This window comes from Flavobacterium tistrianum (assembly GCF_003254545.1).
Taxonomy (GTDB): domain Bacteria; phylum Bacteroidota; class Bacteroidia; order Flavobacteriales; family Flavobacteriaceae; genus Flavobacterium; species Flavobacterium tistrianum.
This window is the reverse complement of sequence record NZ_QJRH01000073.1, coordinates 1-24,215: the sequence shown is the minus strand read 5'-3', so window position 1 is coordinate 24,215 and position 24,215 is coordinate 1. Positions and strand designations below refer to the sequence as shown.

Annotated in this window: 23 protein-coding genes; 14 read left to right on the top strand and 9 right to left on the bottom strand. The window is 32.2% G+C overall.

Annotation, left to right across the window (positions count from 1 at the left end; all coding sequences use genetic code 11):
* Positions 1–59 precede the first annotated feature (59 nt).
* The 4 genes from DMB71_RS19095 to DMB71_RS19080 all read left to right on the top strand — a co-directional run bounded on the left by DMB71_RS19095 (position 60) and on the right by DMB71_RS19080 (position 3,684).
* Entirely contained in the window at positions 60–1,784 is a 1,725-nt protein-coding gene (locus DMB71_RS19095) for a sodium:solute symporter (protein WP_111368994.1), read from the top strand.
* Between the two features lie 3 nt (positions 1,785–1,787).
* The gene (locus DMB71_RS19090) at positions 1,788–2,321 is read left to right on the top strand and encodes a hypothetical protein (RefSeq protein WP_111368991.1); all 534 of its coding nucleotides are present in this window, start codon (positions 1,788–1,790) and stop codon (positions 2,319–2,321) included.
* A gap of 109 nt (positions 2,322–2,430) precedes the next feature.
* The gene (locus DMB71_RS19085; RefSeq protein WP_162614850.1) at positions 2,431–3,033 is read left to right on the top strand and encodes a hypothetical protein; all 603 of its coding nucleotides are present in this window, start codon (positions 2,431–2,433) and stop codon (positions 3,031–3,033) included.
* 24 nt (positions 3,034–3,057) lie between these two features.
* Positions 3,058–3,684 (top strand): MCP four helix bundle domain-containing protein, encoded by a 627-nt coding sequence (locus tag DMB71_RS19080; RefSeq protein WP_111368987.1) that lies wholly within the window; start codon positions 3,058–3,060, stop codon positions 3,682–3,684.
* 228 nt (positions 3,685–3,912) lie between these two features.
* On the opposite strand, the gene DMB71_RS19075 is transcribed toward DMB71_RS19080, so the two are convergent.
* The 5 genes from DMB71_RS19075 to DMB71_RS19055 form a co-directional block, all read right to left on the bottom strand.
* Positions 3,913–4,755, bottom strand: a complete 843-nt coding sequence (locus tag DMB71_RS19075; protein WP_111368985.1) for a DUF2911 domain-containing protein — start codon at positions 4,753–4,755, stop codon at positions 3,913–3,915.
* Positions 4,756–4,825: 70 nt separating this feature from the next.
* Positions 4,826–5,488, bottom strand: a complete 663-nt coding sequence (locus DMB71_RS19070) for an HAD family hydrolase (RefSeq protein WP_111368983.1) — start codon at positions 5,486–5,488, stop codon at positions 4,826–4,828.
* Positions 5,489–5,655: 167 nt separating this feature from the next.
* Complete coding sequence (locus DMB71_RS19065) at positions 5,656–6,369, bottom strand: tRNA threonylcarbamoyladenosine dehydratase (protein ID WP_111368980.1); 714 nt, start codon at positions 6,367–6,369, stop codon at positions 5,656–5,658.
* 148 nt (positions 6,370–6,517) lie between these two features.
* Positions 6,518–7,165: a TatD family hydrolase gene (locus DMB71_RS19060; protein ID WP_111368978.1), complete on the bottom strand. Its 648-nt coding sequence runs from the start codon at positions 7,163–7,165 to the stop codon at positions 6,518–6,520.
* The gene (locus tag DMB71_RS19055; protein ID WP_111368976.1) at positions 7,165–7,764 is read right to left on the bottom strand and encodes a DUF1684 domain-containing protein; all 600 of its coding nucleotides are present in this window, start codon (positions 7,762–7,764) and stop codon (positions 7,165–7,167) included. The genes DMB71_RS19060 and DMB71_RS19055 overlap by 1 nt, the downstream gene beginning before the upstream one ends.
* A gap of 99 nt (positions 7,765–7,863) precedes the next feature.
* On the opposite strand from DMB71_RS19055, the gene DMB71_RS19050 reads away from it, so the two are divergent.
* From DMB71_RS19050 to DMB71_RS19020, 7 genes are all read left to right on the top strand, one after another.
* Positions 7,864–9,081 (top strand): MDR family MFS transporter, encoded by a 1,218-nt coding sequence (locus tag DMB71_RS19050; RefSeq protein WP_111368973.1) that lies wholly within the window; start codon positions 7,864–7,866, stop codon positions 9,079–9,081.
* 166 nt (positions 9,082–9,247) lie between these two features.
* Positions 9,248–9,616: a BlaI/MecI/CopY family transcriptional regulator gene (locus DMB71_RS19045; protein WP_066034576.1), complete on the top strand. Its 369-nt coding sequence runs from the start codon at positions 9,248–9,250 to the stop codon at positions 9,614–9,616.
* Positions 9,617–9,624: 8 nt separating this feature from the next.
* Positions 9,625–11,229 carry a M56 family metallopeptidase gene (locus DMB71_RS19040; RefSeq protein WP_111368970.1) on the top strand — a complete coding sequence of 535 codons (1,605 nt, stop codon included), beginning with the start codon at positions 9,625–9,627 and terminating at the stop codon, positions 11,227–11,229.
* Between the two features lie 27 nt (positions 11,230–11,256).
* Positions 11,257–11,625, top strand: a complete 369-nt coding sequence (locus DMB71_RS19035) for a BlaI/MecI/CopY family transcriptional regulator (RefSeq protein WP_111368968.1) — start codon at positions 11,257–11,259, stop codon at positions 11,623–11,625.
* Between the two features lie 10 nt (positions 11,626–11,635).
* The gene (locus tag DMB71_RS19030) at positions 11,636–13,495 is read left to right on the top strand and encodes a M56 family metallopeptidase (RefSeq protein ID WP_111368965.1); all 1,860 of its coding nucleotides are present in this window, start codon (positions 11,636–11,638) and stop codon (positions 13,493–13,495) included.
* 141 nt (positions 13,496–13,636) lie between these two features.
* A complete protein-coding gene (locus tag DMB71_RS19025) occupies positions 13,637–13,780 on the top strand; it encodes an SsrA-binding protein (protein ID WP_111368963.1) in 144 nt (47 codons plus the stop codon).
* Between the two features lie 63 nt (positions 13,781–13,843).
* The gene (locus tag DMB71_RS19020; protein ID WP_111368961.1) at positions 13,844–14,689 is read left to right on the top strand and encodes an EamA family transporter; all 846 of its coding nucleotides are present in this window, start codon (positions 13,844–13,846) and stop codon (positions 14,687–14,689) included.
* An 85-nt stretch (positions 14,690–14,774) separates the two neighbouring features.
* Here DMB71_RS19020 and DMB71_RS19015 read toward each other — a convergent pair whose 3' ends face one another.
* On the bottom strand, positions 14,775–15,329 hold the full coding sequence (locus DMB71_RS19015) for a fasciclin domain-containing protein (RefSeq protein ID WP_066034571.1): 555 nt from the start codon (positions 15,327–15,329) through the stop codon (positions 14,775–14,777).
* Between the two features lie 212 nt (positions 15,330–15,541).
* Here DMB71_RS19015 and DMB71_RS19010 point away from each other — a divergent pair, with 212 nt between their 5' ends.
* The 3 genes from DMB71_RS19010 to DMB71_RS19000 are packed head-to-tail and all read left to right on the top strand — an operon-like array spanning position 15,542 to position 17,160.
* A complete protein-coding gene (locus tag DMB71_RS19010) occupies positions 15,542–16,066 on the top strand; it encodes an ExbD/TolR family protein (protein ID WP_111368958.1) in 525 nt (174 codons plus the stop codon).
* A gap of 23 nt (positions 16,067–16,089) precedes the next feature.
* The gene (locus DMB71_RS19005) at positions 16,090–16,620 is read left to right on the top strand and encodes an ExbD/TolR family protein (protein WP_111368956.1); all 531 of its coding nucleotides are present in this window, start codon (positions 16,090–16,092) and stop codon (positions 16,618–16,620) included.
* Positions 16,621–16,632: 12 nt separating this feature from the next.
* A complete protein-coding gene (locus tag DMB71_RS19000) occupies positions 16,633–17,160 on the top strand; it encodes an ExbD/TolR family protein (protein ID WP_111368955.1) in 528 nt (175 codons plus the stop codon).
* Between the two features lie 67 nt (positions 17,161–17,227).
* Here the strand turns inward: DMB71_RS19000 and DMB71_RS18995 are convergent, their stop codons facing one another.
* The 3 genes from DMB71_RS18995 to DMB71_RS18985 form a co-directional block, all read right to left on the bottom strand.
* A complete protein-coding gene (locus DMB71_RS18995; RefSeq protein ID WP_111368953.1) occupies positions 17,228–18,460 on the bottom strand; it encodes a gliding motility-associated C-terminal domain-containing protein in 1,233 nt (410 codons plus the stop codon).
* Positions 18,461–18,466: 6 nt separating this feature from the next.
* Positions 18,467–21,751, bottom strand: a complete 3,285-nt coding sequence (locus DMB71_RS18990) for a tail fiber domain-containing protein (RefSeq protein ID WP_111368951.1) — start codon at positions 21,749–21,751, stop codon at positions 18,467–18,469.
* Between the two features lie 635 nt (positions 21,752–22,386).
* The coding region (locus DMB71_RS18985; protein WP_204251806.1) for a tail fiber domain-containing protein at positions 22,387–24,215 on the bottom strand (1,829 nt) is incomplete at its 5' end.

Below are 24,215 nucleotides of genomic sequence, written 5' to 3'. Positions count from 1 at the left end.
TCGTTAATGCGATTTACATAGCTATTTTTCTTTTAATCATGCAATTATATTCCTAACCTATGCAGCTATTTGACTGGATCGTACTTATTGTAACATTATTATTTATTGTTGGTTATGGCTCTTGGAAAACCCGAGGCAGTAAAAACGTAGAAGATTTCATTTTAGGAAATAATGAAACGCCTTGGTATACTGTAGGACTTTCTGTAATGGCGACGCAAGCCAGTGCGATTACCTTCTTATCTACGCCTGGACAAGCTTATCATGACGGAATGGGCTTTGTTCAATTCTATTTTGGATTGCCAATTGCCATGATTGTCATTTGTTTGACTTTTATTCCGCTTTATCATAAAAGTAAAGTTTTTACCGCATACGAATTCTTAGAAAGAAGATTTGATGTTAAAACACGTTCACTTGCCGCAATTTTATTTCTAGTTCAAAGAGGTTTAGGAACTGGTTTGACTATTTATGCTCCAGCCATTATTTTGTCTGCACTTCTAGGATGGAATTTAACAGTAATGAATATCATTATTGGAGTTATGGTAATTATCTATACTTTTTCTGGTGGTACAAAAGCAGTTAACGTTACGCAAAAACAGCAGATGTTTGTTATCATGTCTGGAATGTTTATTACATTTTTTCTGATTCTGCATTATCTTCCAAACGATATGACTTTTAATAGCGCCTTGCATATTGCTGGTGCAAATGATAAAATGAATATTGTTGATTTTTCTTTTGATCCAGAAGAAAAATATACTTTTTGGAGCGGTATTACAGGAGGTTTCTTTCTGGCTCTGGCCTATTTTGGCACAGATCAATCACAAGTTGGACGTTATTTATCTGGAAAATCAGTTCGTGAAAGTCAGATGGGATTAATTATGAATGGCTTGCTTAAAGTACCAATGCAATTCTTTATACTTTTAACGGGAGTTATGGTTTTTGTATTTTTTCAATTCAATCCAGTACCGCTAAATTTTAATCCGAATAATAAAATTGCTATTGAAAAATCTGCTTTTAAACAAGAATACCATGTTTTAGAAGAAAAGCTAGTAAAGCTTTCAGAAGATAAAAAAGTTATAAACTTATTATATATCGATCAGCTAAACCAAGATTATGATAATCCAATTTTACGTAAAGAATTAGTTGCTTTATCTAATAAAGAAAAAGATCTTCGTGATAAAGCCAAAGAAATCATTTCGAGAGCCGATAGCAATTCAGAAACGAATGACAAAGATTATGTATTCTTTCATTTCATTCTGCATTATTTGCCAAAAGGTCTCATCGGATTGCTATTGGCCGTTATTCTTTCGGCAGCTATGTCATCTACAGCTTCTGGACTAACAGCTTTGGCTTCTACAACGGCAATTGATATTTATAAACGAAATCAGACCGAAGAAAAATCTGAGAAACATTATTTGCATGTTACTAAGTTTTTCACCCTTTTTTGGGGACTTGTAGCAATACTTTTTGCTTGTGTCGGCACATTATTCGAAAATTTAATTCAGCTTGTAAATATTATTGGCTCTATTTTCTACGGAACTGTTTTAGGGATTTTCCTTGTAGCTTTTTATACAAAGAGAGTTCAAGCAAAGCCAATGTTTATTAGTGCTATCATAAGTCAGCTTACTATTTTTGTAATCTATTACTTTATGATTTACAGACAGGAAAAACTGGGTTATTTATGGCTTAATTTCATTGGAGCAATCTTGACAATTGTACTGGCGCTTTTATTGCATTTTTTGTTTTTTAGAGGAAAATCAGATGATAATGAATTAATTTTAGAATAATAAATGCTATTCTTTTCAAAATTAAAATTATTATATCAAAATAAAGTTTCATCATTAGGAACAGGAATGATTTTAGTTGCTTTATTTTTATTTTTACCATTAGCATTGACATTTGATGATATGTTAATCCCTCTTGAAGGCACTATTAAATCAGCTAATTCTTCTTCTGAAATAGTTTCACACAAAGAAAGATTTGGTAATCAAAGATTGAGTAGAAACTCAACTTTAATTTTCACTTTAAATGAATACAATAAAACTTTTATTTTAGAAAGCGGGGCTCCTAGTCCTTTGTACAATGGCAATACAGAAAATGATAAGATTTCTTCATATTTAGAAGGATCAAAAAATATAACTGTTTGGATAAAAGGATTAGATAAGAAAGAAATTACTCCTGAAATTTTTAAAATTGATATCGATGGAAGAAATGAATATAATTATAAAGGCAAACGTTTTAGGTCTCAAATAACAACATTTTTTTTATTGCTTTTTGGCCTATTTTTTATTTATCTTGGAGATAAATTTCAAAAAACTTTATAAACTAAAAAATAATTATTTTTTTTCGTATTCTAAAAAATATTTTTGTGCTCCTTTATAAAACTTCTTGAAAATTTAAACTAAAATACTATTTTAGATAAAAATTAGTTTCATGAAGATTTCAGACGATTTAGAAAAGCTATTGCCATTTGGATATCTATTTCTAATATTAATGGGAATACTAAAGGATAGCATATTTTACTACCAATTCGGAATCAATATATTGAGGTATTCCACAATAATGGATATCTTAATTAGTCCAATCGCTGAATTTACTTCGAACCCGATTATTTTAGCAGCAATCACTATTCTTTTTTTAGCTCATTTTTATCTTCCTTCCTTCTTGGCTAAGAATAAAGATTTACCATTTGTAAAAAAATCTTTCGAATTAAAATCGACTGATGAATTATCTCCAGAAGAAACTAAAAGCTATTATAATGGTATTGCCATAAAATCTCTTGTAGTTTTTCTATTGTCCTTTTTTTTAGGCTACGGACTTGCTGGTGGCTACTTTACTACCAAAAAGCTAAAAGAAAACAGATTGGATTACAGCTATCAGCTTGATTTTAACGAAGGCGAATCTAAAAATGTTTTTATTATTGGAAATAATAGTTTGTACTATTTCTATCTTGTTAAAGGAGACAAAAAAATAAAAATTACTCCTTTGGCATCCATAAAAAACATTGCGCTGGTAGAAAACAAAATGATTGATTAAAATTCTAGTTTCCAAAAAAACGTCATGAAAGATCAAAAAAGATATAGCAACAAAACCAAAGCTGCTTTTATATTACTTATCGTAATGCTTATCATTCTGCTTGGAAATTTTAATACGCTACGAAACTCCAAAAACGTAAACGATAATATCAATGCGATTTATAAAGATAGATTGGTTGTTGCACATTATATTTTTCAATATTCAAAAGAGTTGCATTTTATAAAATCAGAAGCTGAAAAATTGAATTTGAGCGACAACATCAAAAAAGATGAAATTATTCAAACTCTTGATATTATTCATAATATTGACGATTTATATGCTAAAACAGTTTTAACAAACAAAGAGAAACAGTATTTTGATGCGTTTTTGCTTTCCTGTAAAGAAATAAATAAACAGGTTGAAAGTAAAAATTGGGACAAAATAGCCAATTCTAGTGCTCAAGCCTTAAAAACGCTTGAATCCCTTTCAGAAATTCAAATTGAAGAAGGAAAAGCAAAACTTGCTGCTGCAAATGCAATGTATAATAGGAACAATGCTCTTGGTCAGCTGCAGATTGCATTGCTCATTATTTTAGGAGGGATTACTTTTTATCTTTTGATAAAGAAAATCAAAAAAACAGTGAAGATTCCTGAACCGCCAAGTTTAAATTAAAAATCATTTAACCGCAAAGGATGCACTCCCGATAGCTATCGGGAACACAAAGTTCGCAAAGTTTATTTCAGATAAGGCTTTGCGAACTTTGCGCATTTAATGAATCCAGCTAATCAAAAAAACTTGCGTTCTTTGCGGTTAAATTAAAAGCACAAAAAAAAATCCAAAACCCGAGAGCTTTGGAATTTGGAATTTTATAAAATCGGAATTTATAATTTGAAAGAATTATTATCTGCTCCACTCAGCGATACTGTCTTTATTCAATTTTACGTAATCAGCATTGTTTGCAGCTTCAGCAGATGCTAAAGAAGCTTTTGCAGTTTCGATTGCACCTTTTTTATCACCTTGTTTTGCTTGAATTTGAGACTTCAATCTTGTTACATAATATGGTTTATCTGAACTCAAGTCAAGTGCTTTATCTACATAATTTCTAGCAGTTTCGATATTTCCGTTTGATTGAAATAAATATTGAGATGCTGCAAAATAATCATTCCAAGTTGGACCAGCTAAAGCTTTATCGATACTTGCTGTAGCGATTTTTGCAGTCGGAACTTCAAATTTTAAGGCTACATGAGAGTTTTCCCAAGAAATATCTAAATATCCAAAATTTGGATCTAAACCATTAATTCCGATTGTAAAGGTTTCAACAGGAGTTGGCAATGCCTCTTCTTTTACTGTAGTTTTCAGTGCTACATAAGCATCGCTCCAATTTTCTGGCAATCCCCAATTATCTGTAGAAAGATAAAAAATGATATCCCAGCTTTCAATTCTAGGAACTGTATAAATTGCATATTTTCCTTTCTTTAGCGTTTTTCCGTCAATAATAACATCGTCGCTGAAGTTAATGATAGTATTTTCGTTTGCTCCAGTTCTCCATAGTTTCCCAAACGGAACTAAATTTCCAAACACAGCTCTTCCTCTTGCTCCCGGTCTTGAATACGTAACTTCAACATCGGTTAAACCAACAGTTTGTTTAATATATCCTTTTGGACTTGCTTGCGGAGTTTTTACTTGCGCTTCTGATGCTAACGGAGCTATAATCAGAGCTAAAGCAATAAGTAGTTTCTTCATTATTTTACGTTTTTATTTTATTTCAAATTTACAAATTCAATCAGCTAACAAATGTTAAATTTTATATAATTCAAGGCTTAAGCTGTGATATTTTCTCAGCATTTAATTCATTAAAATGTTCTATAACTAGATCAGCCTCAGACAAATCTTGAAGATGAGAATGTTCGCTATTATATCCTACACAATAAATTCCGGCACCCTTTGCCGCTTTCACACCATTTGTACTGTCTTCAATAATGATGCATTCTTCTTTTGGCGCAATCGACAAGGAAGCCGCATGAATAAAAATGGCTGGATTTGGTTTTGATTGCGGAAAATCTTCGCCGCTTACAATATGCGTGAAATACTGATGAAGATTAAATCTTGTAAAAACGCGATCGATAGTAACTTTTGAAGCTGATGAAGCTAAAATCAATTGTATTCCATTGTTGTACAAATCTTTAATCAGATCTTCAACACCGTCTAAAAGATATAAATCTTCCTTAGTATCAAAAGCATCATTAAAAATTGTTCTTTTTCTCTGAATCAGATCTTCAACTTCCTGTTCTACAGTCGGGAAATAACTTTTTAGAGTTTGAAATGTATTTCGAGTTGAAAATCCTGTAAATGTGGTATACATTTCTTCAGGAACTTCAATATTCAGTTCTGAAAATTGTAAATAATATGCATAACGATGAACGGGTTCCGTGTCAACGATTACGCCGTCCATATCAAAAATTACTGTTTTAATCATTATTTTTTAAGGTACTAAGATTCTAAGGGACAAAGGTTCAAAGGTCTGCTTATTTTGTGTTTTACTTTGACAAAGTTCTTTTAACTTTTTTTTAAGTTCAAAAAACTAAGATTCTGCTTTTCAGCTACAAAAACCTTAGTAGCTTAGAATCTTAGCATCTTAGAACCTTATTTTTTAAGCAAATATCTAATCACCGTTTCAGCAGCGTGCAAACCAAATAATCCTGGCATATAGCTGTTTGTTCCGTAGAATGACTTTTTGAAGTTTTTACCGTCTGTTAATTTTAAGCTTTTTTCATCTTGAATTTCAGAAGAGAAAACGACTTTCAATTTATTGATTTTTACTTCTTTTAAACGCTTACGAATTGTTTTTGAGAAATAGCAATTAATTGTTTTTGAAATATCCGCTACTTTTACTTTAGAAGCCAACATTTTTCCTCCAGCACCCATACTGCTGATGATTTTTACTCTTTTGCGTTTTGCAGCAATAATCAAATTTAATTTCGGAGTAATACTATCGATGCAGTCCAAAACATAATCAAATTCTGGAGAAACAATCTCAAAAGCACGCTCTGGAGAAAGAAATTCCTGAACACGTGTTAAATTTAATTCTGGATTAATATCCATTAAACGATCACCTACAATTTTAATTTTCGGCTGACCAACTGTTGAATGTAAAGCTGGTAATTGACGGTTAATATTGGTGATATCCACAACGTCTCCGTCTACAATTGTCATATTCCCTACTCCTGCTCTTGCTAAAAATTCAGCTGCAAAAGATCCAACTCCTCCTAGTCCTACGACTAAAACATTAGATTTTTGCAAATTTTCTAATCCTTCTTTAGTAAACAAAAGCTCAGCTCTTTCTGTCCATTCTGCCATATATTCTTTTTTGTTGTTTTTATTCTTTTTGTTTCAAGTTTAATGTTTCAATTTTTTTTTGTTGTCACCCTGAGCGAAGTAGAAGGGCGCTCCAATTGGCAAGATTTACGACTTATAAATCAATATTTCATTTCTCACAGTTGACATTTTACAATCCAAACACACTTCTATAATTGCTTGAAATAATACTTTCTAATTCTTTTAAATTTAATCCTTTATACTCAGAAGCTAATTCGTAAACTTGCTTAATTGATTCTTCAATAGTATCTGTTTCTAAGAAAAAACGATCATTTGGAACATTTTGAAAAACCGATTTCAAATCTGGATTTTTTAATAAATATTTTCCAAATGAAAGATAAAATCCAGCGTTGATTAATTGTTCTGCCAATTGATTATTTTTTGAAAAACCATGAATAATCATTGGGACACTTATCTTCATTTTCTTTTTGATTGCCATGACTTCCTGAAAAGCAGCAACGCAATGAATTACCAAAGGTTTTTTAAATTTTTCCGCTAGTTCCAATTGCTTTTCAAAAACAGAAACTTGTAAATCAAACGGAACTTCTATTCTTTTATCTAACCCACATTCGCCTATTGCCAAACAATTTTGGGTTTGCAGTTTTTCTTCAATAATTTTTAAATCTTCATCAAGCCGACTTTCGTCAATATACCAAGGATGAATTCCTATCGAATAAAACGGAATTGACGCATCAAAATCTTTTGGATATTGATTAACCAATTCTAAAACATCTGATTGATTGGTAAATTGATGGGTATGAAAATTAAAATATTCCATTAATGAAAAGTCTTTACACCAGCTTTGATTTCGATTTTCAAATCGTTTTCCTGCGGTACAAGCGGACAAGAATATTTGTAGTTATAAGCACAATACGGATTATAAGCTTGATTGAAATCGACAGCTATAGTATTTCCTTTCGGAATTTCTAAATCAATATAACGACCGCCAATGTAACTTTCTTTACCACTTGTTAAATCTGAGAAAGGCAAGAAAAGATGATTTTTATACTTTTCCTGAACTATAAGCTCTAAACTTTGATAAACAGCAAGCTGAAAAGCTTTTCCGTTTATTTTGAAGTTTAAAGTTCCGTATTTAATATACTTTGGAGTATATTTTCCAGAAGTTTTCATTTCAAAAACTTTTCCGCCTTTGGCTTTTACCAAAGTGGCGTTCACAAAATAAGTTTCAGAAATAGGAAAAAAATCTAAGCTTTTAAAAGTTTTTAAATCTTCAGCCATTAACGGACTTGTCTTAGGATCAGCAAATTCGGAGTTGATTTTCTTTTGAAACTTCTGAACATCAGTTTTACTAAACTTTTTTTGTGCAAAGCCAAAATTAAAAACCAACAATAAAGCTAGGGCGTTTATAGTTTTCATCTTAGAAATTTTCTGCAAAAATAGTTCAAAAGTAACAAAACAACAACCACTTAACGAGACAAAGTTTGCTAACTTTGTGACGATAATCTATCACACAAAATGCTTAAAAACGCCCTAACCCACTACATCAACAACTTTCGAGGTTTTACCAGAGAAGTTTGGATTCTTGCTATCATTACTTTTATCAACCGCGCTGGAACAATGGTTCTTCCTTTTTTATCAAAATATTTAAAAGAAGACTTACATTTTACTTACAATCAAGTTGGATGGATTATGGTGGCTTTTGGTTTTGGGTCAATGCTCGGCTCTTGGTTAGGAGGTAAACTATCAGATAAAATAGGATTCTATAAAATCATGATTTTTAGCTTATTTACCAGTGGAGTTTCTCTTTTCTTTGTACAATATATTACTACTTTCTGGGCGCTTTGTGTTGCTATGTTCATTCTTATGACAATTGCAGATATGTTTCGCCCCGCCATGTTCGTATCTCTAGGAGCTTATGCCAAACCAGAAAACAGAACTCGTGCCCTAACATTGGTACGTCTTGCCGTAAATTTAGGTTTTGCTGCAGGGCCAGCTTTAGGTGGCTTGATTATTATGGGAATGGGTTATTCTGGTTTGTTTTGGGTTGATGGAGCTTCATGTATCATTTCAATCTCCATTTTTGCTTTATTGGTAAAAGAAAAGAAAAAGGCCACTCACGATGATAAAGCAGAAAGTGCTTCTGATGTGAAATCGGTTTTTCATGATAAGATTTTCTGGGTTTTCTTGTTTGTAAGTTTCATTACAGCTATGATTTTCTTCCAGCTTTTTACAACTCTTCCTTTATATCATAATGAAAAATTTGGCTTAAGCGAATTTCAAACTGGTCTTTTAATGACTTTAAACGGTCTTTTAATCTTCTCTCTCGAAATGCCAACTGTTGGGTTTTTAGAACGAAAAGCTTTTCCTAAAATTAGAATTATAATAGTCGGTTCTTTTGTAATGGCGTCCAGTTTCTTTTTGTTGCTTATTAATTTCTGGGCAGGAATACTGGTTGTTAGCATGGTTTGCATTTCTATTGGCGAAGTTCTTACTTTCCCGTTTTCCAATGCATTTGCACTGAGCCGTGCACCGCGCGGACAAGAAGGCCGCTATATGGCACTTTATACCATGAGTTTTAGTCTTGCTCACATTGTGAGTTCTAAACTTGGTTTTGAAATTATTACCAGATTCGGCTATCAAATTAACTGGCTTTTCATGGCTTGCATTGGTGTTGTCGCAACTGGATGCTGCATTTGGATAAAAAATGCTTTAATCAACAAAAAAGCTTCATAAACAACTTTTAACTTTTTAAATCATTATAATTCAATTTATTACCATTAAATTTGAATAGCTTTTTTGCGTCTTAAACCGAAAGCAAACTTAATTTTTAGTTAAATAACTATTTTTATAGTTGCATAACTAAAAAAATAGTTGTAGGTTTGAATTAAAATTAGAGAAGATGCAGAAGTTAACAAACAAAGAAGAAGAAATTATGATGATTTTATGGAAGCTAAAGAAAGCTTTTGTAAAAGAAATTCAAGCCGAAATCACAGAAGATCAGCCGCATTACAACACATTATCTACTATTGTGCGTAATTTGGAAGAGAAAGGATATGTTGGGCACAATGCTTTTGGAAATACACACCAATACTTTCCGATTGTGCCGATTGAAGATTACAGAAAAGGATTTATGAAAACCGCTATCGATAATTACTTTAATAGTTCTTATAAGAGCATGGTTTCCTTTTTTGCGAAAGAAGAAAAAATTTCTGCTGATGAATTGCGTGAAATTTTATCGATGATCGAAAATAAAAAAGAAGATAAATAATTCGGGTTATGGAAGCACTTTTCATCTATACTATCAAATCAAGCAGTTTAATGTTTTTGTTTTATTGCGCATACTTTTTCTTGTTGCGCAAAGAGACATTCTTTAACAGCAACAGATGGTTTCTTTTGTCAGGTTTAATTGTATCGGCAATTCTGCCATTATTGACTTATACAAAGATAATATGGATAAATGCTGCTCCCGAATTTAATACCGATTTTCAGAATATTATATCGAACACATCTCAAAACGAATCTTCTGAATTTAATTGGAATTATTTCGTACTTGTTTTTTACGCCATTGGCCTTTTGATATTCTTAATAAAATTGGCAATTGATTTTTATAGTTTGAATTCCATTATTAAAGGAAAAAAAATCAAACAGCAGGCCGATTTCAAATTCATAGATATAAACGAAAACATTGCGCCTTTCTCCTATTTTGAATATATCGTATACAACTCATCACTGTACACAGCTTCAGAATTGGAAAGCATAATTGAACACGAAAAAGTGCACAGCGATCAAAATCACACATTTGATGTCTTGATTTCGAGAGTATTTAGCATTATTTTCTGGTTCAATCCGATTGTTTGGTTTTACAAAAAAGCGATAACTCAAAACCTAGAGTTTATTGCCGACAGCGAGGCCGCAAAAAAACTACAAGACAAAAAAGCGTACCAATACACGCTTTTAAAAATAACAACACACGAAAATTGTGTTGCAATCACCAATCATTTTTATCAATCATTAATCAAAAAACGAATTGTCATGTTAAACAAAAGTCAATCAAAAAAAAGAAACTCTTGGAAGTATTATGCTGTAATCCCAGCTCTTGCAGCATTTGTACTATTATTTCAAATTGAAGTAATTGCAAAAGAAAGGCCTCAAACTTTAAAATCAGCATCGAATGAAATTAAATCTGTTGATGTTTACAAAATCTGGAAAAACTCAACAGATGCTGAGCTTAAAGAGATCAAAGAAAAGTTAAAAAAACTGCACAACATTAATTTTGAAGTTTCTAACTTAAAAAGAAACTCAGAAAATGAATTAACTTCAATTAAAGTTGATTTAATTAACGGGAAAGAAAAATCTCAATCTATCCAAACAGGCGGAAAAGAAGCTATCAAAGATTTTGGAATAATTGTGACTACAGATGAAACTGGCGCTAAGAAAGCTGGCATTCAAACTTCTGATGAAAAAATCACTATCAGAAAAAAAGTTACAGTAAATGACAATGCTAAAAACGCTACAGAAATTAAAAATACAATTACTAATACAGAAACCCATGTTAACACTAATTCTATTACTAGTACAAAAACTGACAGTGATACTAATTCAAATATTAGCACTACTGTAATTATAAATAAAGATAATAACACTAAAGTTATTACAACTGGAGGCGCAACTGTCGCTGTTTCAAATGGCACAAAAAAGAATGTTAAAGCATCTAGCCCACTTATAATTGTTGATGGAGAAGAAATGCCTTCTAATTATGATTACAATAGCATTAAACCAACTGATATTGAATCTGTAAATGTTTTAGATGGAGTTAATGCAACTGGACAATATGGAGATAAAGCTTCAAACGGAGTAATCGAAATTGTAACCAAGAAATAATTCGTTTCTAATTTTTAAATAGAAAAAATGCAAAAACTAACCAACAAAGAAGAAGAAATCATGCATATTTTATGGAAGCTAAAAAAGGCTTTTGTAAAAGAGATCCAAGCAGAGATTTTAGAAGATCAGCCACATTACAATACTTTGTCTACCATTGTTCGTAATCTGGAAGAGAAAGGTTATGTAGCGCACAATGCCTTTGGAAATACACATCAGTATTATCCAGCAGTAAGCATTGAAGATTACAGAAAAGGCTTTATGAGCACTGCTATTGACAATTATTTCAATAGTTCTTATAAAAGTATGGTTTCATTTTTTGCCAAAGAAGAAAAAATTTCGGCAGACGAATTACGTGAAATCCTAAATATGATCGAAAATCCAAAAGAAGATAAATAATCAAAATAGTATGGAAGCACTTTTCATTTTTATCCTAAAATCAAGCGGATTATTGGCAATGTTTTATTTTGCTTACATTTTTTTACTTCGCAAAGAGACTTTTTTCAACAGCAGCCGTTGGTTTTTAATTGCTGGTTTAATTACTTCTGTTGTACTTCCTTTTGTAGTTTACACCAAAGTAATTTGGGTCGAAGCACCGCCTGCGCTTTCTCCTGCTCCAATTATTACAACTACAGAAAATGCTGTAAAAAACATTCCAGTTTCAAGTCAAGATGTCATTGCTTACACACCTCAATATAAACCAACAACGGTTACTGTTGTTGAAGAAGAAAATTTTGTAATCAACTGGAATTTAGTGCTGGCTGTAGTTTACGGAATTGGCTTCTTGGCTTTCATGATCAAATTTGCTCTTGATTTTTACAGCTTAAACGCTGTTTTGAAAGGAAAGAAAATTGAACAGCAAAATGATTTTAAATTCATAGATGTGGATGAAAACATAGCTCCCTTCTCCTATTTCGATTATATTGTATATAACTCATCACTATATACAGCTGCAGAATTGGAGAATATTCTGGAACATGAAAAAGTACACAGCGATCAAAAACACACTGTAGATGTTTTGATTTCGAGAATCTTCTGTATCCTATTTTGGTTTAATCCAATTGTTTGGCTTTACAAAAAAGCAATTTTGCAAAATCTAGAATTTATTGCAGACAGCGAAGCTTCTAAAAAAATTGCAGACAAGAAAGCCTATCAGTACACACTTTTAAAAATCACAACGCATGAAACTTGTGTTGCAATCACCAATCATTTTTATCAATCATTAATCAAAAAACGAATTGTCATGTTAAACAAAAATCAATCAAAGAAAAGAAACTACTGGAAATATTCGGCAGTAATTCCTGCTCTTGGGGCATTTGTCCTTTTATTCCAAATAAAGACCATTGCCCAAGAAAAGAAACAAAATGAAGCTGCTATTCAAAGAGATACCATCAAAGATTCTGATGAAACAATTAAAATAACAAAAAATACAACTGACAAGGAATTAAACGAACTTCCTGGAAAGTTAAAAGCAAATCATAATCTTGACGTTGAGATTTCGGATGTAAAAAGAAATACCAAAGAAGAATTAACTGCAATTCAGATCAAAGTAAAATCAGATTCTGGAAAAAAACAAACTATCAAAATTGACGGAGACCAAGCTATAAAAGATTGCGAACTGGCCATTGGAACAGACGAAAATGGAGCAAAATCGATCAACATTAACACAGACAAAAACTTTAAAGTACCTGTAATAATTAGAAACGAAAGAGTTATTGTTCGTAATGGAGATATCGCTCCTCCAACACCGCCAACGCCACCAGCATTTCCTTCAGGACCACTACCTCCTGCTCCTGCAGTTGACATGTCAAAAATGCCAAAACCTCCAGTTGCTCCTAGAAATCCAAAGGACAAGGTAGCTATGCAGAAGTTTGAGAAAGAAATGGAAGAATTTGAAAAGAAAATGGAAAAATTCCAACCAAACATTGATGCTATGTCTGCTTATGGAGATGCTGTTAGCGAAATCATGTCTAAACGTGAAGCTATTTATGAAAAGGAAATGGAGAAATACCAAGTTGCAATGGAAAAATTCAATGCTCAAATGGGAAAATTTAACTATGACTTTAAATTTAACTTTGGAGAAGATTCTCAAGAGTACGAAAGCAATATGAAGCAATACGAACAAGACATGAAACAGTATGAGCTTGATATGAAACAGCATGCAAAAGACATGAAGCAACATGCGAAAGACATGAAACAACATGAGAAAGATATGAAACAGCATGAAAAAGACATGAAAGAAATGGAAAAACAAAACAAAAAAGCATAATTGCATTATTTTGAAATATAGAAAAACCAGCGCTCAAAACGCTGGTTTTTCAGAATTTAAATACTTTCACATTTTACTACTAAAAGACTTTGCTTCAAACACAAAGTCTTTTTTTTGTATCTTTGCCGAAACAAATCTACTATGTATAAATTATTAGCTAAACTAAATAAATTACTTTTGCCAAGCTTTACCAAACAAGGTTTAGATATTTCTAAAGCAAAGAAATGGCAAATGGCAATTATTGGTTATCGCGCCTATGTAACAAAAAAAGCTTTAGGCAATTAATTTAGAATACATTTTTTTTATCCCGACAGAAGCAAATCTTTTTATGATTCTGTCATACTTTTTATGAAAAACAGAGACATCAGCTTATCTCCTGTTCCAGCAGTATTATTAGCAATTATCAGTGTGCAATTCGGAGCCGCGATTGCAAAGACACTTTTTCCAACAATCGGAGCAGCAGGCACAGCATCCATGCGTATTGGCATTTCGGCAATAATTTTATTATTAGCTTATCGAACCAATTTAAAAACCATAACTCCAAAACAATGGAAGGTGGTAATTCCTTACGGCTTATCACTTGGGGCTATGAATTTAATTTACTACCTCGCTATAGAAAGAATTCCAATTGGGTTGGCAGTAACCTTAGAATTTGTTGGACCTTTATTGCTTGCAATAGCTGGCTCTAAACGTTTAGTCGATTATTGTTGGGTATTACTAGCCGCAATTGGCATCTTGTTAATTGCACCTTGGACAAATGACCGTTTAGATCCTTTGGGAATTATATGTGCTCTTTTGGCTGGAGCTTTTTGGAGTGCTTACATTGTTTTAGGCGGAAAAGTTTCAAAAATAATGAATGATGGTGATGCTGTGGCTACAGGAATGTTATTTGCAGCTCTTCTAGTTTTACCTTTTGGTTTCCTAGAAAACGGATTAAGCAATCTAACGCCAAAACTATTCGGAATGGGTGTTGCTCTTGCTCTTTTATCGAGTGCAATTCCGTTTACATTAGAAATGAATGCTTTAGGAAAACTTCCGCCTCGTACTTTTAGCATTTTAATGAGTTTAGAACCAGCAGCAGCTTCTATTTGCGCGTTTATTTTCCTTAAAGAAAGTTTGAATTTTTATGAAATTCTAGCCGTAATATGCGTTGTAATTGCTTCTGCAGGAAGTACACTAACGGCTAAAAAATAAGTTTAGAAAACTTCTAAAATTAAAATTCCAAATTCCAATGCAAAAATTGGAGTTTGGAATTTTAATTTTTGGAATTTAAGCCTACTTATTTTTTAGGAAGCAGTACTGCATCAACAACGTGAATTACCCCATTTGATTGATTTACATCTGCGATAGTAACTTTTGCTTTATTACCATTTTCATCCGTAATGTATAAGTCTTTTCCTTTCATCCAAGCTGTTAGGGTTCCGCCATTTACCGCTTTTATAGTAGCTTTTCCTTTACCTTCTTTTATTGCTTTTGCAATATCAGAAGCATTCCATTTTCCAGCAGCAACATGATAAGTCAAAATGTTTTGAAGTTGCTTTTTATTCTCTGGTTTTAACAATGTTTCTACGGTTCCTTTTGGCAATTTATCAAAGGCTTCATTTGTTGGAGCAAAAACGGTAAAAGGGCCTTTTCCTTTTAAAGTCTCAACTAAATCGGCGGCTTTAACAGCTGCAACTAATGTTGTATGATCTTTTGAATTTACAGCGTTTTCAATAATATTTTTGTTTGGATACATCGCTGCACCACCAACCATTACTGATTTTTGTGCATTTGATGTAAATGCAAATCCTAAAGCTAAAACTGCAAGGGCTAAAAATTTTCTAGTTTTCATATTTAAATGATTTTAAGTTATAAGCTCATTTACGGTTATAAACTTGTTTTGGTTTTCACATGAAACTAATCTTATGTAAAAAAGCGCAGATTCTCTTTTAAATTTCCAGCAAAACAAGGCATTAACTTAATTTAATTTTTCTTTAAAAAATTTAAAATATTTGATTTTTGCATTTCTTTTATTGTTAAATTTAAAAACAAAAATCATCAATTATGAAAAATTTAGCTCAAAAATTCAGAGATAGAAAATTAAAATCAGGAGTTGATTTAACTGCAATGGTTAGTATTTCTTTTTTACTTATTGCATTTTTTATGATTGTTAACGAATTATCAAAACCTCCAAAAATGAATTTGTATCTGCCAGAGAAATATGCTTGTCTAGAAAATATTGGATGTGTCAAAGCTGATCAAATGTTTACAATATTATTAGATAAAAATGGTAAAATGATTACTTATTCAGGTCTGTTAGAATTTCCATTAGACAAACCAAAAGAGTTTAAATTTCAAAAAAATGATATAAGACGAGAAGTTTTTCGCAAAAAGAAAGAAATTAAAGATTATATGATTTCTGAAGGAGAGCCAATGAGTGGTGTTGTCGTTATTATAAAACCAAGCAAGTATTCAAACTATGGCAGTTTAGTAAATATAGTGAATGAAATGAAAATTGCCAATATTGAAACCTATTCAATAGTTGACGATTTTACTGCTGAAGAATCAAAATTATTGGCCTCTAATTAGTCTCACTTAGTAATCAAAATTATATGAAAAATTTGCCTCAAAAAGTTAGGAGCAGAAAGTTAAACTCAAGAGTTGATTTGACTGCAATGGTCAGTGTTTCTTTTTTGCTGATTATATTTTTTATGGTTGTTGGGGAATTGTCAAAATCCAAAGTAATGGATTTGAGTTTACCAGATAAAGACCCAGGATGTAAAAATTTTTCTTGTGGACATATTAAAGGAAGTCGTTTATATACAATTTTACTCGATAAAGATGACAAAATAATAACGTATTCTGGAATACTAGAATACGATATAAGTACTCTAAAAAAAATGAAATTTGAAAATAATGTTATTCGTAAAGAAGTATTTCGTAAAAAGAAGGAAGTGAGTGAATATATGAGTTCTCTTGGCAAACCCAAAAGCGGAGTTATTGTTATTATTAAACCAAGCAAAAAAAGTAATTTTAAAAATCTAATTGACATTTTAGACGAAATGGCTATTGCAAAAATAGATACTTATGCGATTGTAAGTGATTTCAGTCCGGAAGAATCTAAATTATTAGCTTCAAATTAATATCAAAGCCTTATGAAAAACTTACCCCAAAAAGTCAGAAGCAAAAAGTTAAACTCAAAAGTAGATTTAACTCCAATGGTTAGCGTTTCCTTTTTATTGATTATATTTTTTATGGTTGTTGGGGAATTATCGAAGCCAAAACTTATGGAACTATATTCTGGAAGAGGAGGTTGCGGTCCTGAGCCTGAATGTAACAAACCCGACGAAAATATTGTTTTAACTTTATTACTTGATAAAAACGACAAAATAATAACTTACCATGGACTACTAGCATTTCCTATACAAGCCCCTAAAGAAGTTAACTATGAGAAAAATGGAATACGAAAAGAGCTAATAGAAAAAAATAAAATGGTTTTAGAATATTCAGCAAGACTTGGTAGACCAGGAAGAGGAGTTACAGTCATTATAAAACCAACAGAAAAATCTAATTATGGAAATCTTGTAGATATATTAGATGAGATAAAAATGGCTAATATAACTTCGTATGCAATTGTTCCTCAGTTTACACCAGAAGAATCAAAATTATTAGCTTCAAGATAGTGCATTAAAATATTTAGTTGTATATGAATTCTTTTATTCAAAACATTCAAAATTAAAACAACCAAATTTAATTAGATGAAGTAAGATAAAGGTACCCTGCCTTTTCTTTCCAAACAGCATTTGCAGCCTCATAACTAAGTATGTAAAAATAAGTTCCGTCTGGCAATATACTGGATTTTTTTACTGTTGCCCTTCCATCAGAATATCCGTAAAAGAAATTATTATCAATTCCATAACCTGTTGTTGAAAATACTTTTACGCCCCAACGATTATATATTTCGAGTTTATTATTAGGAAAATTAGAAATTCCGTCTATTTGCAAATAATCATTTTTACCATCCTCGTTTGCAGAGATGGCGTTGTGTACTATAATATCGTTAGAAGAATTAGATAAAATTCGCCCAAGAGTAAATATCCCATCATTATCAATAGATGCAGTTGCTATTTTATTGCTTTCATCTACAGCAGTTGCATAAAACATCCATTTATTTGCCGTTTCATCCCATCTTACAATTGCTAATTGCGTTCCAGAAGCGCCATTAATGATTTGGTCTGGAGTTGTTTCTTCATTCCAAGATAAAGTGAGTGCAATATCTACAGGATTCTGATTGCTTTCGAAGCTCCAATATTCAGGTTGATCAATAATCTGAATTAAGGGATCTTTCTGATTGTGAGGATGTAAAGCATTTGAATCTTTTAGATAATACCTACTGCTAAAAAAATTAGTAGACGAATTGCTTTGACTTATCGCAGAAGGTCTAAAAAAACCTCCATCACCGATAGGAAATTCAAACTGATTATTTTTATTTCTTTCTACGTAACCCGCAACATAACTATTATTGCTTGTATTTTTATGTATGGCTTTTTCTTCAAACAAAAAATTCCCAGGCTGACTTACATTATCTACAATTCCATAAAAGAAATCAGAATTGCCAAAAACACTAATATCTCCAGACAATAAAAAGGCTGGCTGAATAAAATTATTTTCGAATCTTACATTATATAATTCGCTCAATGATTCTCCAGAAATAGTTTGTGCCGCAGAGCTTCCTTTAAAATAAGTTAATCCTGTAGTCAAATTTTGAGAAAAAGTCACCAACCCATCATTATTGAAATCAGCATAAACATAAAAAGTTCCGTCGTTTACAAAATTTCCTGTTGTTTTATTATCAAAAGATTGTATCGTAGATAGTATCGTATTTGATGCAACTGTTAACTCACCTATGTTTGAAGTCTGCGAATTTATTTTCTCTATGCAGCATATTGATAATACAAGCAAGTATATTACTATTTTATTCATAATTTCTTACTTTAATTTATTAACTACTTCTTCTAAACGTTGTAAACGAGTTTCAAGATCAGTAATTTTTTGACTTTGTTTTTCAATTACCAACTGCTGTTCTTGTACAGCTTTTACAAGCGGAACAACAAATTCTGAGTAACGAAGACTATAAAAATCTTTATCAGTTGCAGGCTTAACAATTCCACTAAATTCGTAACCAATAGAATTCGCTGCAGACTCTACCTCTTGAGCAATAAACCCCGATTGCAAATCGGTTGTTCCTTTTTTAAGATGATAGGTAACAGGACGAAGTTTATTGATGAAATTTATACCAAAAGAACTCGTTTTTATATCTTTTTTTAAACGTAAATCTGAAGGATTGGACCATGCCACCTGACCACCAATGCTTGTCATAACATCATTTCCTATCTGTACAGTATTATTTCCTCTACCAAGAGCTGCGTAACCAATAACAACTTCATTAGTAGCAAAATTGTTAAGTGCTCTTATCTGATTGCCCACATAAACAGAATTATTAACTGTGTTTAAATTATTCGTTCCCGAAGCACCAAAATATCTTCCGCTTTCAAACCCGATTGCTACGTTTCCTGAGCCATTTGCATTACCATATAAAGCATTAGCTCCCATAACTGTATTATTGCCTCCTGAAAAATTTGAATATAATGCAGAATCTCCTAAGGCTGTATTATTGCTTCCTGTGCTACCACTATTACCAGCACTATTTCCTATGCCCGTATTATTGTTCCCTACTGAATTATTTGCCAAGGCTCGATAACCAATTGCAACATTTAAGCTCCCTGTCTGATTGGCTATCATAGCTTCTACACCAGTGGCTATATTGTAATTCCCAGTTGTATTTGATTCAAGTGCATTAAGTCCTGATGCTATATTATTACTTCCTGTTGTATTAGCACCAAGAGAAAAATCTGCAATTGAAATATTATTGCTCCCTGTTGTATTTGAAGAAAGAGTCAAAACTCCAATTGCCACATTCCTAGTTCCTATAGTATTTTCAATTAGTGCACTATAACCTATTGCTGTATTATTATTAACAGTACTATTTGATAATGAATTAGTTCCAATGGCAACATTAAAACTTCCGCTAACACTTTTTGCTAACGCATTATAACCTAATACAGTATTATAATTTCCTCTATTATTTAAATTTAAACTTGAAGTTCCAATTGCAACATTTGAATTTCCTCCCGAATCCTGATTAGCTCCAACTCCAAAAGAAGTATTGTTTGTGCTTAAAAGACCACTTTGAATGTTGTTTCGTTTAAAAACTAAATCAACATTATCTGTAGTACCTAGAAAATTTATACCAGCTACTGTGGCTGAATTTCCTCTTATATCCCATTTTTGTTTTAATTCTGTTGCTAAATCTTCTACTGCCCCTTGCACATTTGTCGAAGGAACAGCAACCGTTGTTGCAGAGGCTATAATAGCTGTACTAGGTGTTAGTAACGCTGTTTCAATAGGAGAATTAATTGTATATGGAGTCGCTGTTTCTCCATTTCCAGTAATTGTAACATTGTCTCCAGCTGTGATTGAAGATTTTAAACCACTTAAATCAAGAGGAGTTGCTGTACCATTTTCATTACTATAGCTTAATGTGCTAGTTGCTGAGTCATAAGATAAAGATGTTAGCGTTTCCTGAATATTCTCTTGTAAACCTTCTTCATTATAATAATTAGCAATTATATTTCCACTTAGTACGACTGGAGTAATTTTGGTTGTGGTCTCTCTTATATCTACTGGTGTTCCTCCAGCTTCATTAACATACTGGGCTATTACATTTCCTGCAGTTATAATTGGAGTTATTGTCGTAACTGTTTGATTTGCCACAATTGCAGCATTATCAATAAAACTTCCTCCGTCGGTTCCAACTGTGATTAAATTGCCTGAATTAGCACTTACAATTTTTGATGCAGAAATTGTTCCTGCTTCGTTTGTATAGCTTATATCTCCAGTGGTAAGATTTTGAGATTGTGTAGTTATTGTTTCCTGAATTGCAACTGAAGTTCCCACTTCGTTAGAATAATTTGCTATTGTATTTCCAGTGGTAACAACAGGAGTTACGGCTGTAATCGTTTCTGAACCTTTTACCAGATTGGATAAATTTATTATTGTCGGAATTCCATTTTCCGGATTATAAGTAAGCGTTTGAGCTGTTGAATCGTATATCAAACTGGTCTGAGTTTCGGCACCCTGAACTAAATTTAATAAGTTCACAACAGTAGGCACTCCATTTTCTGGAGTATAAGTAAGTGTATTTCCCGTAGCATCATAAACCAGACTGGTCAAAGTTTCATCGTTTTTAATGATGTTTGTCAGCTCGGTTACAACCGCTGGATTATTAAATATAGTAGAAGCATTATTTGTTACATCACCCACTACGTCGATTACAGTTACTGTATTATTTTCATTGGTGTAGGTATGCTTACCGTCAGTAGCGTTGGACAAAGTTGTAATCGTTTCTGAACCTTTTACCAGATTGGATAAATTTATTATTGTCGGAATTCCATTTTCCGGATTATAAGTAAGCGTTTGAGCTGTTGAATCGTATATCAAACTTGTCTGAGTTTCGGCACCCTGAACTAAATTTAATAAATTCACAACAGTAGGCACTCCATTTTCTGGAGTATAAGTAAGTGTATTTCCCGTAGCATCATAAACCAGACTGGTCAAAGTTTCATCGTTTTTAATGATGTTTGTCAGCTCGGTTACAACCGCTGGATTATTAAATATAGTAGAGGCATTATTGGTTACATCGCTCACTACGTCGATTACAGTTACTGTATTATTTTCATTGGTGTAGGTATGTTTGCCATCTACAGCATTAACCAGAGTTGTAATCGTCTCACTATCTTTTACTATATCCTGAAAATTAATTGTCTGCTGATTTCCATTTTGATCAATATAAGAAAATGTGTTCGTAACAGGATTATAAATCACTGATCCTTCTGGAATTGTAGTCTCAGAAGAAATCACTACCCTGTTCCATTTATTATTAAACCAATAGTAATAACCTGGAGTAACATTTAATGGCGATGTACCAGCTGTTGCTTCATTAAAAACCAAAAGACTTGATGGTAACGAACCTGCATTAATAATTGGACTCATGCTAGTTGTACTTTGCAGCTGAACTCTCGTAATTAAAATTCCCCTATTAGCAGCAACGACATCCAGTTGAGAAGAATTATTTGGTAAAGGAGTTCCAATTCCAACTTGTGCATTACATAAACCTCTAAAAATAATGAATAAAAGTAAAAGTTTAATTTTCATAGATTTTGATTTAAATTAATAAAATAAAACAGGAGAAAATTTTATAATATCATAATCAAAATATTAATTACATATTCATAAAAGAAATACAGAAATCAAAAAACTGGAATTTTTAAAGGGAGATATAATTAGATGTTTATAGGCATAAATAGTGAGTTTCTTAAAATGTAATTATTTTTGTTAATGACAAGATTAATATTGATTTAATTGAACCTAAATAACAAAGCTACCCAATAAGTTAATTCAGAAAAACATTGAATGAATTATCTATAAAATATATAAAATCAGATCATTCAAGCAGTTTATCATAAAAAAAAAAAACATAACTAATTGTTTTTCAATACTATAAACTTACAAAAAAAATATAATACATTGATGCCAGAAATTGAAAAATCCAGCAATATTTTTTAATATAAAATAAAAGTCTCACATTACTATGGAACTTTCTATTTATAAAAACTTAATAATTATTTTTCTCAGTTTTTTCCATTTTAGCTTTTAAAGCAGCCAATAGATTATTGTTGTCACCTAAAGTAGTAGTTGGTATGTTTGTATGTGCAGAAAATAAAAAAGAGGAAGTTGAATTCCTCTTTTTAATCTATAAATTAAAAAATCATTCAGAAATTTATTAGTACTTATTGTTTATCTAATAATGTTTCTAATCGTTTTAATCTGCTCTCTAAATCATTGATTTTTTTATATTGATCCTCAATAATATTTTGTTGTTCTTGAACTGCTTTTACTAAAGGAACGACAAAAGTTGCGTAATTTAGGCTATAAAAATCATTTGCATTAGCTGGTTTAGAAACACCACTAAATTCATAGTTTAAACTATTTGCCGCTGCTTCAACTTCTTGAGCAATAAAACCAGACCTCAGATTAGTACTTTCATTATTCATAAAATACGTTACAGGTCGCAATTTGTTTATAAAATTCAAACCAAAAGAACTGTCATTTATATTATTCTTAAGACGTTTGTCTGAGCTTGTCAAAAATGCGCTAGCTGTCATTGAACCACTTGTATATACACCAGTTACTTGAGCATTTCCTAACTGAATAGTATTGCTCCCTCTACTCACCGCGTTATTTCCTATCACAATTTGATTAGTATTTCCATCAGCATTAACTAATGTATTTATACCAATAAAAATAGAGTTATCTACTAAAGTTGCAAGAGCACCTCCAGATACGCCAATGAACGCCCCACTGTTTGTTCCAATGGCAATGTTGTTATTTCCAACATCTGAATATCTTAATGCATTAGTCCCAAATGCAATGTTACCGCTCCCAGTTTTATTTAAGTTCGTTGCATAATTTCCAACGCCAATATTATCATTCCCAGAAACATTCGCATTCATTGTATTTATACCAATACCAATATTAGCAGAACCTGAACCATTATTAAATAGAACTTTTGTTCCTACTGCTATATTTTGCTGCCCGTTTGTATTAAAAGCTAAAGCTCCATAACCAATTGCTGTATTCCATTGTCCTGTAGTATTACTTTTTAGTGCTTCTGCCCCAATTGCAGTATTTAATGATCCAGTAGTATTAAGATTCAAAGCACTAGAACCAAATGCTGTATTATTAGCACCGGTAGATGATGGGTTTAAAGCATTAACTCCGAAAGAAGTGTTATATAAGCTCAACAAACCACTTCTAACATTATTGCGTCTAAAAACTAAATCATTGTCATCTCTTGTTCCAATAAAATTTGTATTTGCATTTGTACCTAAATTACCTCTAATATCCCATTTTTGCTTTAATTCTGTAGCTAAATCTCCAATAGCCCCTTGCACATTAGTAGAAGGTACCGCAATTGTTGTCGCAGATGCTACAATAGGTGTACTAGGTGTCAATAATGCAGTTTCAACTGGAGAGTTTATGATGTATGGAGTTCCTGTTTTACCATCACCAGTAATTGTAACATTAGCTCCAGCAGTTACTAAAGATTTTAGCCCACTTAAATCAAAGGGAGTTGTAGTTCCATTTTCGCTACTATAACTTAATGAACTAGTTGTTGGATCGTAAGACAGAGATGTTACTGTTTCCTGAATTGAAACCGGAATCCCTTCCTCGTTAGAATAGCTTGCTATTGCATTTCCTGCAGTGACAACAGGAGTTACAGACGTAACGGTTTCGTTTGCCGTAACTGCCACATGGTCAACAAAGCTTCCTCCGTCGGTTCCTGCAGTAATTAAATTCCCTGCATCAGCGCTTATAACTTTTGATGTCGAAACTTTTCCCGCTTCATTTGTGTAAGATATATCTCCCGTAGCAGGATTTTGGGACTGTGCCGTTATCGTTTCCTGAATTGAAACTGGGATACCTTTCTCGTTTGAATAGCTTGCTATTGCATTTCCTGCAGTGACAGCAGGAGTAATTGTGGTAACGGTTTCATTTGCCGTAACTGCCGCATGGTCAACAAAGCTTCCTCCGTCGGTTCCTGCAGTAATTAAATTCT

Excerpts from the sequence above, each read along its gene's own strand:
- DMB71_RS19095 (WP_111368994.1), top strand. The coding sequence starts at position 60 with ATGCAGCTATTTGACTGGATCGTACTTATTGTAACATTATTATTTATT.
- DMB71_RS19090 (WP_111368991.1), top strand. The coding sequence starts at position 1,788 with ATGCTATTCTTTTCAAAATTAAAATTATTATATCAAAATAAAGTTTCA.
- DMB71_RS19085 (WP_162614850.1), top strand. The coding sequence starts at position 2,431 with ATGAAGATTTCAGACGATTTAGAAAAGCTATTGCCATTTGGATATCTA.
- DMB71_RS19080 (WP_111368987.1), top strand. The coding sequence starts at position 3,058 with ATGAAAGATCAAAAAAGATATAGCAACAAAACCAAAGCTGCTTTTATA.
- DMB71_RS19075 (WP_111368985.1), bottom strand. The coding sequence starts at position 4,755 with ATGAAGAAACTACTTATTGCTTTAGCTCTGATTATAGCTCCGTTAGCA.
- DMB71_RS19070 (WP_111368983.1), bottom strand. The coding sequence starts at position 5,488 with ATGATTAAAACAGTAATTTTTGATATGGACGGCGTAATCGTTGACACG.
- DMB71_RS19065 (WP_111368980.1), bottom strand. The coding sequence starts at position 6,369 with ATGGCAGAATGGACAGAAAGAGCTGAGCTTTTGTTTACTAAAGAAGGA.
- DMB71_RS19060 (WP_111368978.1), bottom strand. The coding sequence starts at position 7,165 with ATGGAATATTTTAATTTTCATACCCATCAATTTACCAATCAATCAGAT.
- DMB71_RS19055 (WP_111368976.1), bottom strand. The coding sequence starts at position 7,764 with ATGAAAACTATAAACGCCCTAGCTTTATTGTTGGTTTTTAATTTTGGC.
- DMB71_RS19050 (WP_111368973.1), top strand. The coding sequence starts at position 7,864 with ATGCTTAAAAACGCCCTAACCCACTACATCAACAACTTTCGAGGTTTT.
- DMB71_RS19045 (WP_066034576.1), top strand. The coding sequence starts at position 9,248 with ATGCAGAAGTTAACAAACAAAGAAGAAGAAATTATGATGATTTTATGG.
- DMB71_RS19040 (WP_111368970.1), top strand. The coding sequence starts at position 9,625 with ATGGAAGCACTTTTCATCTATACTATCAAATCAAGCAGTTTAATGTTT.
- DMB71_RS19035 (WP_111368968.1), top strand. The coding sequence starts at position 11,257 with ATGCAAAAACTAACCAACAAAGAAGAAGAAATCATGCATATTTTATGG.
- DMB71_RS19030 (WP_111368965.1), top strand. The coding sequence starts at position 11,636 with ATGGAAGCACTTTTCATTTTTATCCTAAAATCAAGCGGATTATTGGCA.
- DMB71_RS19025 (WP_111368963.1), top strand. The coding sequence starts at position 13,637 with ATGTATAAATTATTAGCTAAACTAAATAAATTACTTTTGCCAAGCTTT.
- DMB71_RS19020 (WP_111368961.1), top strand. The coding sequence starts at position 13,844 with ATGAAAAACAGAGACATCAGCTTATCTCCTGTTCCAGCAGTATTATTA.
- DMB71_RS19015 (WP_066034571.1), bottom strand. The coding sequence starts at position 15,329 with ATGAAAACTAGAAAATTTTTAGCCCTTGCAGTTTTAGCTTTAGGATTT.
- DMB71_RS19010 (WP_111368958.1), top strand. The coding sequence starts at position 15,542 with ATGAAAAATTTAGCTCAAAAATTCAGAGATAGAAAATTAAAATCAGGA.
- DMB71_RS19005 (WP_111368956.1), top strand. The coding sequence starts at position 16,090 with ATGAAAAATTTGCCTCAAAAAGTTAGGAGCAGAAAGTTAAACTCAAGA.
- DMB71_RS19000 (WP_111368955.1), top strand. The coding sequence starts at position 16,633 with ATGAAAAACTTACCCCAAAAAGTCAGAAGCAAAAAGTTAAACTCAAAA.
- DMB71_RS18995 (WP_111368953.1), bottom strand. The coding sequence starts at position 18,460 with ATGAATAAAATAGTAATATACTTGCTTGTATTATCAATATGCTGCATA.
- DMB71_RS18990 (WP_111368951.1), bottom strand. The coding sequence starts at position 21,751 with ATGAAAATTAAACTTTTACTTTTATTCATTATTTTTAGAGGTTTATGT.